The organism is Mesorhizobium sp. M1E.F.Ca.ET.045.02.1.1 (assembly GCF_003952485.1).
Taxonomy (GTDB): Bacteria; Pseudomonadota; Alphaproteobacteria; order Rhizobiales; family Rhizobiaceae; genus Mesorhizobium.
This window is the reverse complement of record NZ_CP034447.1, coordinates 5,344,005-5,357,671: the sequence shown is the minus strand read 5'-3', so window position 1 is coordinate 5,357,671 and position 13,667 is coordinate 5,344,005. Positions and strand designations below refer to the sequence as shown.

Below are 13,667 nucleotides of genomic sequence, written 5' to 3'. Positions count from 1 at the left end.
TCCGTGGCACGTGCCATTTTTCGAAGCACGGCAACGCCACTCAATTCGGAAACAACCCCAGTGCCGGATGATCGGCGCCCGCCGCGATCCAGCCAATGACGTACAGCGCGAAAGCCGCCGCGACAAGCCCGTCGACCCTGTCCATGACGCCGCCATGCCCAGGAATCAGGTTGCTGGAATCCTTGCAGCCGTGCCGGCGCTTGACCCAGGATTCGAACAGGTCGCCGATCTGCGAGATGATCGAAAGCGCCAGCGCGGCAAGGCCAAGCTGAATGAGATTGCCGGCTCCGGCCACGATCGCCAGCAGCAATCCGGCGACGACGCCGCCGACGGCGCCGCCAAGCGCGCCGCTCTGCGTCTTGCCGGGCGAGATCGACGGCGCCAGCTTCGGCCCGCCGACCGCGCGCCCGACGAAATAGGCCGCTATGTCGGTCGCCCAGACCACAGCGAACAGGAACAGGATGGCGATCAGCCCGGAATGGTTGTCATCGCGCAGATAAGCGAGCGAAAAGCCGGATAGCGATGCGTAGGCCAGCCCCGACGCCTCCCATTGCGCTGCTCCCCGCAGCCGCGCCGCAACAGCGCCGACAGCAGTGAGAGCTGCGACCAGAAGCAGCAGCCACAGAGCCGGGAGGCCGGCAACCAGCGCGACAATGAAGACGGCGATCAGCGCTTCCGGCAGAAAGCCAAGCGTCGAGCCGTTCCCAGGACGCGACATACGCGTCCATTCGTAGAAGATCAGCGCCGCCATAGTCGCGCAGAACAGGCGAAACGGCAGTCCGCCAAGCCAGGTGAGCGTAAGCGTGGCGGCCGCCATCACGATGGCCGAGATGACACGCTGCTGGAGATTGCTCATTGGTGCCGGCGCTACGAGGCGACGTCGCGGGCGGCGAGCCCGCCGAAACGGCGCTCGCGACCGGCAAAGTCCCGCAGGGCATCGGCGAGATGCTCGCGGCTGAAGTCCGGCCAGAAACAAGGCAGGAAGACGAGCTCGCTGTAGGCGGCCTGCCACAAAAGGAAGTTCGACAGCCTGAGCTCGCCGCTGGTGCGGATCACCAGGTCCGGATCGGGAATGCCTTCGGTGTCGAGCGAACCGGCAAAGCTCTCCATCGTGATGGCGTCGCTGTCCATCTCGCCGCGCGCCACGGCGGCGGCGAGCTTGCGCGCGGCGCGCACGATCTCGTCGCGGCCGCCATAGTTGAAGGCGATGACGAGCGTCAGCGCCTCGTTGCGCGCGGTCAGCGATTCGGCTTCCTGCAGCAGCCCCCTGATATCGGGCTGCAGCCCTTCCCGGTCGCCGATTATTCGCACCCGCACGCCGTTCTGATGCAGCTCTGCCAAATCACGTCTGATGAAGAGCTTCAACAGACCCATCAGGTCGCTGACTTCGGATTTCGGCCGCGACCAGTTTTCCGAGGAGAAGGCGTAGACGGTCAGGTAGGAAATGCCGAGCTCGGGAGCCGCGCGCACCGTCTTGCGCAGGGCCTCGACGCCGGCGCGGTGGCCGGCAAGCCGCGGCATGCCGCGCGCCTTGGCCCAGCGTCCGTTTCCATCCATGATGATCGCGACATGCGCGGGCGTTGCCATGGTCTCGCTTTCGAGCCGGAGAAAAACCGACCCTAAACCTGCATGATTTCAGCTTCCTTATCGGAAAGCAGGTGATCGATAGTGCTGATCATCTCGTCGGTCAGCTTCTGAACCTGGTCGGAGCGCTTGCGATGATCGTCTTCGCTGAGCGTGCCGTCCTTTTCGGCCTTCTTGAGGAAATCCATGCCGTCGCGACGAACGTGGCGAACCGCGACGCGGGCGTTCTCGGCATAGCCATGCGAAATTTTGACCAGTTCCTTGCGGCGCTGCTCGTTAAGCTCGGGCAGCGGAATCCTGAGATTAGTGCCGTCAACGATCGGGTTGAAGCCGAGATTGGCTTCGCGGATGGCGCGGTCGACGGCGCTGACCATCGACTTGTCCCAGACCGAGACCGAAATCATGCGCGGCTCCGGTACCGTCACATTGGCCACCTGGTTGATCGGCATCGCCGTGCCATAGGCCTGGACCTGGACGGCGTCGAGCAGGTTGCTGGACGCGCGGCCGGTGCGCAGCGAAGCGAGATCGTGCTTGAAGGCCGCGATCGCCCCATCCATGCGCCGCTTGAGATCGTCGTACTCGCCACTCATGATCATCTCCTCGACCCGTTCGCCGGGGTTCACTGCTTCTCTTCTAGTCCTGTCCGTAACCGGCAATCGTTTAGCCGACTCCGGCCCCGGTCAATTGTCCGCGACGACCGTGCAACGGCCGCCGCCCCTCAGGATTTCGCCGAAACCACCCTTTTCGTGGATCGAATAGACGATTATCGGAATGTTGTTTTCACGCGCAAGTGCAATCGCGGCCGTATCCATGATCGTAAGCCCGCGTTTGATGACTTCGGCATGACTTATGCGGTCGAAGCGTACCGCATCCGGATGCTTCTTGGGGTCGGCCGAATAGACGCCATCGACCTGGGTGCCCTTGAACAGCGCGTCGGCCCCGATCTCGGCGGCGCGCAGCGCCGCGGCCGAATCGGTGGTGAAGAACGGATTGCCGGTGCCGCCAGCAAAGATCACCACCTTGCCCTGGTTCATATAGGCGGTCGCTTGACGCTGGGAGAAGCTCTCGCAGAGCTCGGGCATGGCGATGGCCGAAAGCACCACGGCATCGACGCCGATCTTGTTCAGCGAGGTGCGCAGCGCCAGCGAGTTGATGACGGTGGCCAACATGCCCATGTGGTCGCCGGTGACGCGGTCGCCACCCTTGGAGGCGACGGCTACGCCGCGGAAAATGTTGCCGCCGCCGATGACGACGCCGACCTCGATGCCGAGCGCCCGCGCCTCGGCAATGTCGGCGGCGATGCGGTCGACGACCGAAACATCGATGCCGAAATGCTGTTCTCCCATCAACGCTTCGCCCGAAGCTTTCAGCAAGACACGTCGATAGAGGGGCTTCACCGTCATCTGGTTCCTCGAAAATCTCGGCGCGGCAAATCTGGAGGCGAAAATTGCCCAGCTTCGCCTGGCGGCGCTGGCATGATGGTCCGACCCGATACACGAAGGGCGCGGCGATGTCACGCCGCGCCCTCGCGCAAAATTCCAGGCTTTTTCGATCAGTTGCTGCTGATGCTGACCGCCTGGCCTTCGACCAGGACCGGCAGCGAATAGCCGGAAGGCTTGTCGCCGGTCACGGTACCGCCCGTGACCCTGACCTGGATCTGCGAGCCGAAATACGGATGAGGAAATGGCGCCGGAACGCTGCTGACCGCTTCCAGTCGCTGACGAAGTGCGGCGGGAATTTCGAAATCCAGCGCCGCGAGGTTGTCCTGCAGTTGGGCAAGCTTCGTCGCGCCGAGGATGACGGTGGCGATGCCGGGCTGCGTCGCAACCCAGTTGAGCGCCACCTCAGCCATGCTGCGTCCGAGTTCGGCGGCCACCTTCTCGAGCTCCGCCACGATTGCCCAGTTGCGATCGCTGAATTTCTGGAAACCCGGATGCGTGGTGTTGCGGAAGCCGTCGAGCCGCCCGGCATTCCCGGCCTGCGTCGGGCGGTACTTGCCGCTGAGCAGCCCGCTGGCCAAGGGGCTCCAGACCATGATGCCGGCGCCGTGACGTGTGGCCAGAGGCACGAATTCATGCTCGATCGAGCGCTCAGTCAGCGAATATTCGAGCTGCAGGGCCGAGATCGGCTCGTAGCCGCGCAGTTCGGCGATCGCCTGCGCCCTGCCTGCATACCAGGCCGGCACATCGGAAAGGCCGATATGGCGCACCTTGCCGGCGCGCACCAGGTCGTCGAGCGTGCGCAGCACTTCCTCGGCCGGCGTCAGCCTGTCCCACACATGCATGAGGTAGAGGTCGATGGAGTCGGTGCCGAGCCGCTTCAGCGAAGCGTCGACGGCGCGCATGATGTTCTTGCGGCCATTGCCGCCGGCATTCGGATTGCCCGGTTCCGAATTGAAGGTGAATTTGGTGGCGATCACCGCCTTGTCGCGCAAGCCCCGCTCGGCGACGAATTCGCCGAGCCAGGTCTCGGCGGTGCCGCCGGTATAGAGGTCGGCGGTGTCGAAGAAATTGCCGCCGGCCTCGACGTAAGCGTCGAACATGGCGCGGGCGGTATCCCTGTCCGTGCCCCAGCCCCATTCGGTGCCGAAGGTCATGGTGCCCAGCGCCATCCGGCTGACGCGCAGGCCGCTGTTGCCGAGCGTGTAATAGGTCATGCTCATGATGTTCTCCGATCGTGTTTGATGCCGGCTTATCGGCCGGGGGTCGCCTTGACCCAGGGATTGCCGCGCTCATGCGTCATGCGGAAGGTGAAGCCGTCGACCTTCCAGCCGGCAGCCGAGCGGGTCAGGCGGTGCTCATAGGTGCCCCAGACTTCCCAGAGCGGGTCGCCGTTGCCTTCCAACCTGTTCCAGGCATAGCCGTTGGAAAGGACGGTCGCCTTGTCGCCTTCGATGGCGACCTGGTGGTTCGTGCGCAGATGCAGGCTGGTCTTGCTTCCCTTGAGATTTGCCGCCCAGGCGCCGATCAGGTCGTCAGAGGCGATAGTGGCGGCAGGCTGCCCGGAAAGGCTGCTGAAATCGGCGGCGACGTAGTCGGCGAAATAGCTGCGGGCAAGCTTCCAGTCCTGCGCATCGACGGCGCGGTCGATGGCATCCGCGATACGGATGACGGCGCGCTCGTCGGCGAACGCCTGCCAGCCCGTTGGTTCGGCTCCGCCGGCATCGACCGGCGCCAGCGCCAATCCTGCCGCGAAGGTCACATGTCTCAACGCATTCATGTCTTTTCTCCTCGAGCATCAGCCCACCGCCGATGTGTCGAGGACAATGTGGAGCAGCGCGTTGGCATCGATAAGATTGCATTGTTCGCAAAGACCATGCGATATCATTCATGAATGGATCGGGATCTGCTCACGCATCTGCCTGTTGTCGTTGCCGTGGCGCGACGCGGCGGCTTTGCGCTTGCCGCTGCCGAGCTCGGCATGAGCCCGTCGGCCGTCAGCCATGCGGTGCGGCTAGTGGAAGAGCGGATCGGCCAGCCGCTGTTCGCGCGCACGACGCGCAGCGTTTCGCTGACGGAAGCCGGCAAGGCGCTGGTGGAGACGGCCGCCCCTGCCCTTCAGGACATTGGCGAGCGGATGGATCGCATCCGCGGCATCAAGGGCCGGCCCTCCGGCCTGCTCAGGATCAACGCCTCCAACATCGCGATCCCTTTGGCGGTCACGCCCGTTGTGGCGGCCATGGCCGAGCGCTATCCCGATGTGACGGTCGAGGTTTTCGCCGAACAGGGTCTTGTCGATATCGTCGGAGAAGGTTTCGACGCCGGCATCAGGCTGGGCGAGATGATCGCGCAGGACATGGTCACCGTGCGGCTCACGCCGCCCTTCAAGGCCGTGGTCGTCGCGTCACCCGCCTATATCGGAAAACACGGCCGTCCGCGCGACGTGGCCGACCTCGCGAACCACAATTGCATCGGCTACCGGCTCGTCCGCTCTGGCGGACTCTATCGCTGGGATCTGAACGAGGACGGCAAGGATGTCGTTGTCGAGACGCGCGGCACGGCCGTCGTCACCGATTCGCTTGGCGCCATCGATCTGGCGCTTGCCGGCGTCGGGCTCGCCTATGTCTTCGAGCCGCTGGTGCGCGCCGATCTTGCCGCCGGTCGCCTGGTCCAGGTCCTGCCGAAGACGGCGATCGAGGAGCCGGGCCTCTTCCTCTACTTCCCGCGCCGGGCCTCGATGGCGCCGAAGCTCAGGGCCTTTATCGACACCGCACAAGAAATCGGCCGGGCATCCATGCGGACACCCGGCCGAGCTGCCTGAGCTGTTTGGCCCTACTTTTCTCTTCGGGCTATTTCTTGACCGCGGCCGCGACTTCCGCCGCGAAATCGGTCGTTTCCTTCTCGATGCCTTCGCCGAGCGCGTAGCGCAGGTAGGCGCTGATCTTGGCCGGAGCGCCGATCTCCTTCTCGGCATCCTTCAGCGCCTTCTCGACGGTGATGTCGGGATTGAGCACGAAGGCCTGCTTCAAAAGCACCACCTCTTCATAGAACTTGCGCAGGCGGCCCTCGACCATCTTCTCGATGATCGCTTCGGGCTTGCCGGTCTGACGCGCCTGGTCGGCGAAGATCGCCTTCTCGCGCTCGACCGCGGCCGGATCGAGTTCTTCCGTGGTCAGCGCCATCGGGTTGGTCGCCGCGACATGCATGGCGACCTGGCGGCCGAAGGCGTTCGCCGCATGCTCGTTGCCGGTGGTCTCGATCGCGACCAGTACGCCGAGCTTGCCGAGGCCGTCGGCGACGGCATTGTGGACATAGGTCGCCACCGCGCCATGCGGTACCGTGAGCTTGGCCGAACGGCGGAAGCCCATGTTCTCGCCGATGGTGCCGACCGCGTCCTTGATGGTGTCGGTGACCGACTTGTCGGAGCCCGGATACTTGGCCGCGGCCACCGCCTCGGTCGTGCCATAGGCGAGCGCGACCTTGGCGACGTTGGCGACGATCTCCTGGAAGGCCGCGTTGCGCGCGACGAAGTCGGTCTCGGAGTTCACCTCGACGACCGCGGCCTCGCGGACGCCGGAATCGACGCCGATAAGGCCCTCCGCCGCGGTACGGCCGGCCTTCTTGTCGGCCTTTGAGATACCCTTCTTGCGCAGCCAGTCGACGGCTTCTTCCATGTTGCCGTTGGTCTCGTTCAACGCCGCCTTGCAGTCCATCATGCCCGCGCCGGTCAAGTCGCGGAGTTCTTTGACCTGTGCAGCCGAAATGCTCATTGTCGCCTCTTTGTTTCAAATGCGCCGACGCACCATCGAATCCCGATGATGCGCCCGGCAAAAGCGCTTTAGCGCGCCAACTTATTGGAAAGATGAAGGCCGGAACCGGCCTTCGCTTTTCAAGCTTCCGGAGCTTCAGCAGCCGGGGTGTCGAGCGCCGGCTCGACCGGAGCCTCGGCCGACGCGCCGATATCCATGCCGAGCGCGCCCTGCTGACGGGCGATGCCGTCGATGGCAGCCTTGGCGATCAGATCGCAGTAGAGCTGGATGGCGCGGGCCGCGTCGTCATTGCCGGGGATCGGGAAGTCGATCTTGTCCGGGTCGCAGTTCGAATCGATGATGGCGACCACCGGGATGCCGAGGCGCTTGGCCTCGAGGATGGCGATCGATTCCTTGTTGGTGTCGATGACGAACATCAGGTCCGGCGTCGAGCCCATGTCCTTGATGCCGCCCAGCGCCTTGTTGAGCTTCTCGCGCTCGCGGTCGAGGTTGAGGCGCTCCTTCTTGGTGAGACCCTGGGCCTCGCCGGCGAGCGTCTCGTCGAGCTTGCGCAAGCGCTGGATCGAGTTCGAGATCGTCTTCCAGTTGGTCAGCATGCCGCCCAGCCAACGCGAGTTGACATAGTACTGGGCCGAGCGCTGCGCCGCGTCGGCGACGATGTCCGAGGCCTGGCGCTTGGTGCCGACGAACAGCACGCGGCCACCCTTGGCGACGGTGTCGGAAACCTGCTTCAGGGCCTGGTGCAGCAGCGGCACCGTCTGCGACAGGTCGATGATGTGGATATTGTTGCGGGCGCCATAGATGTAAGGCGCCATCTTCGGGTTCCAGCGGTGGGTCTGGTGGCCGAAGTGAACACCAGCTTCCAGAAGCTGGCGCATGCTGTAATCAGGCAGAGCCATTCTTTAGTTCCTTTCCGGTTGGCCTCCACGGACACAGGCATTTCGGACGTATGTCCTGATGCCACCGGAGGTTTCAGCCGGATTTCTCCCGGGCAGACACCAAAGTCCGTGTGTGGAATGAGCGCGCATATAGAGGGGAAGCGCCATAAACGCAAGCGCCCCTGCGCCTTGCTGGTCAGCGTGCGACGATCAGCGCACCGGTACCGATCATGGCGCCGCCGGCGAACCTGTTCATCAGGCGCATGCGCCGCGGAGTCCTGAACCAGCCCGAAGCCCGCCCGGCAAGTGCCGCGTAGATCCCCATGGTGACGATGTTGACGCCGATCACGACCATGACCACCAGCAGCCCGTCGGCAAAGGTCATGGCGTCCAGGTCGAGGATCAGCGGCATAATCGAGGCGTGGAAAAGGATCGCCTTTGGATTGCCGAGCGCGATCGAGGCCCCGAGGAAAAACGATCGGAAGAGCCCTGCCTGGGCCGTGCGCGCCCCATCTTCATGGGTAGCGGCCGATCGCCACATCCTGATGCCGAGGAAGACCAGATAGGCGGCGCCCGCATATTTCAGCGCAAGGAACACCCATTCGAAGGTCTGTGCCAGTGCCACGAGACCCAACAGCGCCAGGGTCACCAGCACCGCGTCGCCGGCGGCGACGCCGACACCGGCCACCAAGGCGCGGACGAACCCACGCGAGACGCCGTTGGTGATGACGGTGAACATGGCAGGGCCGGGCGTGGCGGCGGCGAGCGTTATCGCACCGCAGTAAGCCAGAAATGTCGTCAGCGTCATGGTCTTATTTTCCCATTTGGCACCCGCACGCGGCGGAAGATCGCGACGATCTCCTCGCGGCTGCATTCTACGGCGCCGAGCCGCACGGCGCGGTCGCGTTCGAAGCCGGTTATGTCATAGTGTGGCGCCGAAGTCTTGGGCGGCCCCTGGTAGGACGAGCGCTTGACGCCGAGCTCGGCGGCGAAGCGGTGCAGCTCGGCGGTGTCGTCGGCGAGCAGATGGCACCAACGATGGCCGGCCCATTTCCAGATCGCCGCATCGACATAGACAGCCATTGAACCTGCCGCACTCCAACCGACATGGACGGCCCGCTCCCGATCACTCGGGCCAATGTGAAGTCAGCGATGATAGAAGGGATTCGGATAGGAAATGAAGCCGCCGCCGGCGTCGAGCTCAGTCACGATCCGCGTGACGGCTTCCTGCATGCGCGAGCGCAATGTAGCGAGCGCCTTGTCGAGCGAGCTGTCACAAGCATGCAACGCCAAGGGCTCGGGCATGCGAATATGGGCGCGGCGCGGCCCGGCGGGTTGCGGGATGAAGCGGTTGATCGTGTCCCGCAATGAGCCCCTGCAATAGTCGTTGCGGACGCGCTTCAGATGCTCGGCGATCTCCTCCTGCGTGATCGTCGCAGCGGCAAAGGCCCAGCGGCCGACACGCTGGACGCGCTGGATCGTTTCGGTCAGTTTTCGCACGCGTTTCTGCTCGTCGGCATCGGCCTTTCCGTCGCGCAGCCAGCGGCGTGCCTCTCGCAGCAGCTCGGCCATATCCAGACCCGGCTCGGCAGCAATGGTCGCGGCTAGCTCTCGTCCGAGCTGGGCCAAAACTCGTTGCTGGCGCACAGCATAGGGAACGCCTTCCTCTACCGTCAGACCGCAGGCCTGTTCGTCGCGCGACAACAGGGTCGAATAGATACGATAGACGCGTTCCGGCAGCGAGCCGTTTGCAGCGCCTTCGATCTTCAGGCTTTTCTCGATATAGGCGCATTCCTTGGCGAGCGCCCGCTCGACATTGCCAGTGAAGGCGAGCTTCCAGACGATCGGAGCAACCCAGGCCTTGAAATCCTTGTTCGTCTCGCGGCCGCGCTGCAAAGCCTCCAGCCCCATCTCAACTGCGCCGGGAAGCAATGGCCCGACATAATTGCCGTGCCAGCCGACAGCGCCTTCCGGGTGGAGCAGGACGCCATGGCCCTTGAGCGCCCAGTCGACCGAATGCGCCTTGGCCGCGTCGTTGTTGCCGGGGATCTGCGCGATCAGATTGTTGGCCAGCCAGAATTTCTGCATCGGCCGACCGAGGCCGTTGACCACGCCATGCGTGGCCCAGGACGCGGCAAGCGGGCTGACGCGCGAGACGATCTCCTTGTCGATCATCCAGTCGGTGAAGAATTCCGGATGGTTGGGCGTGATGAACGTCGCTTGGCCCCCGCCGCAGCAGGCCTTCAGCCGTTGCTGGTCGGCGGCGGGAAAGTCGATATGGCGGACATTGGCGACGCCGCGCAGGCCGGCGAGCCGGTTGAACGGCAAAAGGTCGCGAAAGCCTGGAACCCCATGCAGCATGACGATGCGATTGACGATCGTCATTGCCCTGATCAGCGCCGGATTGGGTCGCGGCGCCACGAACACGTCGATCCTGCCCAAGCTTTCTCCCCCGAAAACGCCGTCAGGAAAAGGTGGGACTGGATTGCGGCGCCTTCAAGTCAGTTCGCCTTGGGCGGCCGCTTCGTGGTTTAACCCGCCGCTATTTCGAAGCCGGGCAAGGCTTGGTCTGGTCGAACAGCGACAGGTTCACCAATTTGCCGGTCATCGAGAAGTCGCCATAGTCCATGACGAGATCGCGCGTGATGCCGTTCTCGTGCAGCTTGAAGCTGATCCGGTACTCCGGCACTTCCTCGCCGCTTTTGTCGGTGTCGTCGAAATAGGCGATGTCGACCGGCCAATACTTGTCGGCCGCGAGCTTGGCGAGCGCCGGCGCTTCCGGATCCGCCTTGTCGGCGTCGGTCTTCTTGCCGACGACGACCGTGGTCGTCATCACCTTGTTGGCGTCCTCGGACCCGTCGAACAGATTGGTCTGATAGAAGTTTTCACCCCTCTCGGCCTTGCCGATCAGCTCGACCAGATGCTGGGTGGGGAACTGCGTCGCGGCGAGCTCGAGCGTGTTCTTCTCGGGCTTGTCGATGTCGACCTTGAGGCCTTTCGGCTCCCTTGTCGCCATTCCCTTGACCTCCTTGTCGAGGTTCTGGTCGACGAAGGACTTCGTCACGAAAGAGAAGGTCTTGCCCTCGGCGTCCTCGAACGTCGTCGTCTGCTGGTCGGTGAGCCTGGTGTTGTCGTTGGTCACGATCTGGGTGACGAAGCGAAACTTCACCGTGTAGCCCTCGCAGGGAGAGCCGTTGAACTCATACACCATGCGACCGGAAATGCCGGTGATGCCCGAGCGGTCGGACGCCTTGTTCAGGGTGAGGTCGTAGACTGCGCGATGCGCCTGCAGCGCGGGCACGGCAAAGGCCGGAGCCATCGGGATGGCCGTCGACAGGAGAGCGGCGGAAAGAAAAAGGCGCGTCACGCGCATGAAGTGCTCCGATCGTCGCGGCCGATGGCAGACCGCAGGGAAAGATGGTCCAGCTTAAAAAAAGTCGTGGCGGAAGCGAGGCAAAAATAGCAATTTCGGCCCGGCCAACGCGGCGTCTTCCAGCAATAGGGAAAACCAATGAGCGAAACAATCGAAAAGCGGCTAAGCGATCTCGGCGTCACCATTCCGGCCGCCGCCGCGCCCGCCGCGAACTACGTGCCCTACTGCCGGACCGGCAACATGCTGTTCACCGCGGGCCAGCTGCCGCAGAAGGACGGCAAGCTGGTAACCGGGCTGCTTGGCCGCGACATCGACACCGCCGCCGGCAAGGAAGGCGCGAAATTCTGCGCCATCAACATATTGGCGCAGGCCAAGGCAGCGCTTGGCGATCTCGAGAAGATCCGCCGGCTGGTCAAGATCACAGTCTTCGTGGCCTCGGCGCCGGGATTCGTCGAGCAGCATCTGGTCGCCAACGGCGCTTCCGATTTTCTGGTCGCCGCGCTCGGCGAGCGCGGCAAGCATGCCCGCTCCGCCGTCGGCACCGCATCGCTGCCGCTCAACGCCGCGGTTGAAATCGAAGCGATCTTCGAAGTCGAGTAAGAAGAGCCTGACATGACCGACCTTTCCTGGCTGATTGCCCGCCCGGTCGCGCACCGGGGCTTTCACGACATGAACAAGACGTGCTGGGAGAACACGCTATCGGCCTTCGCGGCGGCGGCCGAGCGCGGCTACGCGATCGAATGCGACGTGCATATCTCGTCCGACGGCGTTCCCGTCATCATCCACGACGGCGATCTGAAACGCCTGACCGGCGAGGACGGCTCTGTGTGGCAACGCACGGCGGCTGAACTCACCGCGCTCAAGGTGGGCGGCACCGCCGACCATGTGCCGACGTTGCAGGAGGCGCTCGACCTGATCGACGGCCGTGTGCCGCTGGTGGTCGAGCTGAAAGGCGTTGCCGGCCACGACAACGGGCTGGTGGCGTCCGTCGGCAAGCTGCTCAAGCGCTACAAGGGCAAGGTGGCGATCATGTCGTTCGACCACTGGCTGATCCGCGACTTCGCCAAGGATGCGCCCGGCATTCCGGGAGGGCTGACCGCCTACGGCAAGGACAACCAGTTGATCGAAGCGCATTTCGCCATGCTGGCCCACAACCTCGCTTTCACCTCCTACGCCGCCGGCGATCTGCCCAACGCCTTCGTCGGCTTCGTGCGCGAAAAGCTCAAAATGCCCGTCATCACCTGGACCGTTCAGGATCAGCCCGCGGTCGACCTCACCTTCAAATATGCCGACCAGATGACGTTCGAGGGTTTTGAGCCCGACCTGGTCAAGGTGGCCTGAGGCGATACCCGAAACGTGACTTGTAGCAGCCCTGAGGACGCTTAAATAAGCCCCATGGATCAAGGTGAAGACGACGATGGACGGGCAACGAATGCGGACTATGCGATCCGCGTCGCGGCAGGCATCGGCGCGTTCACCTGCGAGGAATGGAACGGCTTCGCCGGAACCACGCGCGGCGATAAAGAAAACGGCTACAACCCGCTCGTTTCATTCGCTTTTCTGAGCGCGCTTGAGGATTCCGGCTGCGCCGTGCGGCGCACCGGCTGGCAGGGCCATCACCTGAGGCTCGAGAATGCGCAAGGCAGACTGCTGGGCGCCGTGCCCTGCTATCTCAAGTCGCACAGCCAGGGCGAATATGTCTTCGACCATGGCTGGTCCGACGCCTTCGAGCGCGCCGGCGGGCGTTATTATCCCAAGTTGCAGTGCTCTGTGCCGTTCACGCCGGTCACCGGCCCTCGCCTGCTGGTCGGCAAGGACGAGGACGAAGGCGCGGTGAAGGCCGGCCTTGCCGCCGGCTTGAAGATGGTGACCGACAGGCTCGGCGTGTCTTCCGCGCATGTCACCTTCGCCACTGAACCAGACGTCGCGACGCTGGAAGCGGCTGGCTTCCTGCATCGCACCGACCAGCAGTTCCATTTCTTCAACGAAGGCTTTTCCAGCTACGACGACTTCCTCGCCACGCTTGCCTCGCGCAAGCGCAAGGCGATGAAGAAGGAGCGCCGCGAAGCGCTGGCGGACGGCATCTCGATCGACTGGCTGACCGGCAAGGACATCACCGAACGCGCCTGGGATGATTTCTTCGCCTTCTATATGGACACCGGCGGCAGGAAATGGGGCCGGCCCTATCTCAACCGCCAGTTCTTCTCGCTGATCGGCGAGCGCCTGGCCGACGACATCCTGCTGGTGATGGCCAAGCGCAACGGCCGCTACATCGCCGGCGCCATCAACTTCATCGGCTCGGACGCGCTCTATGGCCGCAATTGGGGCTGCATCGAGGACCACCCCTTCCTGCATTTCGAGGTCTGCTACCACCAGGCAATCGACTTCGCGATCGAGCGCAAACTGAAGGTGGTGGAAGCCGGCGCGCAAGGCGAGCACAAGCTGGCACGCGGCTACCAGCCGGTGACAATGCATTCGGCGCACTACATTGCGCATCCCGGCCTGCGCAACGCGGTCGCCGACTATCTGCGCCGCGAGCGGCGCGAGGTCGAGCGGATGGGCGAGTACCTGGAAGAGCACACGCCGTTCCGCAAGGACCTCGGGGAATAGACCGAGTTTGCCA

16 protein-coding genes are annotated in these 13,667 nt (G+C 63.9%); 4 read left to right on the top strand and 12 right to left on the bottom strand.

Annotated elements, in window-relative coordinates:
- Positions 1 to 40: 40 nt before the first annotated feature.
- The 6 genes from EJ070_RS25790 to EJ070_RS25765 form a co-directional block, all read right to left on the bottom strand.
- Entirely contained in the window at positions 41 to 856 is an 816-nt protein-coding gene (locus EJ070_RS25790; RefSeq protein WP_126093886.1) for a phosphatidate cytidylyltransferase, read from the bottom strand.
- A gap of 11 nt (positions 857 to 867) precedes the next feature.
- Positions 868 to 1,587: an isoprenyl transferase gene (locus EJ070_RS25785; protein WP_126093885.1), complete on the bottom strand. Its 720-nt coding sequence runs from the start codon at positions 1,585 to 1,587 to the stop codon at positions 868 to 870.
- A gap of 32 nt (positions 1,588 to 1,619) precedes the next feature.
- The gene (gene frr / locus EJ070_RS25780) at positions 1,620 to 2,174 is read right to left on the bottom strand and encodes a ribosome recycling factor (RefSeq protein WP_126095905.1); all 555 of its coding nucleotides are present in this window, start codon (positions 2,172 to 2,174) and stop codon (positions 1,620 to 1,622) included.
- A gap of 90 nt (positions 2,175 to 2,264) precedes the next feature.
- On the bottom strand, positions 2,265 to 2,987 hold the full coding sequence (gene pyrH, locus EJ070_RS25775; RefSeq protein ID WP_126093884.1) for a UMP kinase: 723 nt from the start codon (positions 2,985 to 2,987) through the stop codon (positions 2,265 to 2,267).
- 149 nt (positions 2,988 to 3,136) lie between these two features.
- The gene (locus EJ070_RS25770) at positions 3,137 to 4,246 is read right to left on the bottom strand and encodes an aldo/keto reductase (protein WP_126093883.1); all 1,110 of its coding nucleotides are present in this window, start codon (positions 4,244 to 4,246) and stop codon (positions 3,137 to 3,139) included.
- 29 nt (positions 4,247 to 4,275) lie between these two features.
- Entirely contained in the window at positions 4,276 to 4,803 is a 528-nt protein-coding gene (locus tag EJ070_RS25765; protein ID WP_126093882.1) for a nuclear transport factor 2 family protein, read from the bottom strand.
- Between the two features lie 114 nt (positions 4,804 to 4,917).
- On the opposite strand from EJ070_RS25765, the gene EJ070_RS25760 reads away from it, so the two are divergent.
- Positions 4,918 to 5,844 (top strand): LysR family transcriptional regulator, encoded by a 927-nt coding sequence (locus tag EJ070_RS25760; protein WP_126093881.1) that lies wholly within the window; start codon positions 4,918 to 4,920, stop codon positions 5,842 to 5,844.
- Positions 5,845 to 5,872: 28 nt separating this feature from the next.
- Here EJ070_RS25760 and tsf read toward each other — a convergent pair whose 3' ends face one another.
- From tsf to EJ070_RS25730, 6 genes are all read right to left on the bottom strand, one after another.
- A complete protein-coding gene (tsf, locus tag EJ070_RS25755; protein WP_126093880.1) occupies positions 5,873 to 6,793 on the bottom strand; it encodes a translation elongation factor Ts in 921 nt (306 codons plus the stop codon).
- 119 nt (positions 6,794 to 6,912) lie between these two features.
- Positions 6,913 to 7,692 carry a 30S ribosomal protein S2 gene (rpsB, locus tag EJ070_RS25750; protein WP_126093879.1) on the bottom strand — a complete coding sequence of 260 codons (780 nt, stop codon included), beginning with the start codon at positions 7,690 to 7,692 and terminating at the stop codon, positions 6,913 to 6,915.
- A 175-nt stretch (positions 7,693 to 7,867) separates the two neighbouring features.
- On the bottom strand, positions 7,868 to 8,479 hold the full coding sequence (locus tag EJ070_RS25745; protein ID WP_126093878.1) for a LysE family translocator: 612 nt from the start codon (positions 8,477 to 8,479) through the stop codon (positions 7,868 to 7,870).
- On the bottom strand, positions 8,476 to 8,754 hold the full coding sequence (locus EJ070_RS25740) for a DUF4031 domain-containing protein (protein WP_126093877.1): 279 nt from the start codon (positions 8,752 to 8,754) through the stop codon (positions 8,476 to 8,478). The genes EJ070_RS25745 and EJ070_RS25740 overlap by 4 nt, the downstream gene beginning before the upstream one ends.
- Before the next feature lie 63 nt (positions 8,755 to 8,817).
- Positions 8,818 to 10,113 carry a hypothetical protein gene (locus EJ070_RS25735; protein WP_126093876.1) on the bottom strand — a complete coding sequence of 432 codons (1,296 nt, stop codon included), beginning with the start codon at positions 10,111 to 10,113 and terminating at the stop codon, positions 8,818 to 8,820.
- A 100-nt stretch (positions 10,114 to 10,213) separates the two neighbouring features.
- A complete protein-coding gene (locus EJ070_RS25730) occupies positions 10,214 to 11,044 on the bottom strand; it encodes a cell envelope integrity EipB family protein (protein WP_126093875.1) in 831 nt (276 codons plus the stop codon).
- Positions 11,045 to 11,182: 138 nt separating this feature from the next.
- Here EJ070_RS25730 and EJ070_RS25725 point away from each other — a divergent pair, with 138 nt between their 5' ends.
- Genes EJ070_RS25725 through EJ070_RS25715 form a run of 3 tightly spaced genes read left to right on the top strand, consistent with a single transcriptional unit; the run spans position 11,183 to position 13,654 of the window.
- Complete coding sequence (locus EJ070_RS25725; protein ID WP_126093874.1) at positions 11,183 to 11,644, top strand: RidA family protein; 462 nt, start codon at positions 11,183 to 11,185, stop codon at positions 11,642 to 11,644.
- Between the two features lie 12 nt (positions 11,645 to 11,656).
- Positions 11,657 to 12,385, top strand: a complete 729-nt coding sequence (locus EJ070_RS25720) for a glycerophosphodiester phosphodiesterase (RefSeq protein WP_126093873.1) — start codon at positions 11,657 to 11,659, stop codon at positions 12,383 to 12,385.
- A 54-nt stretch (positions 12,386 to 12,439) separates the two neighbouring features.
- Entirely contained in the window at positions 12,440 to 13,654 is a 1,215-nt protein-coding gene (locus tag EJ070_RS25715; protein ID WP_126093872.1) for a GNAT family N-acetyltransferase, read from the top strand.
- The last annotated feature ends 13 nt before the right edge of the window (positions 13,655 to 13,667 follow it).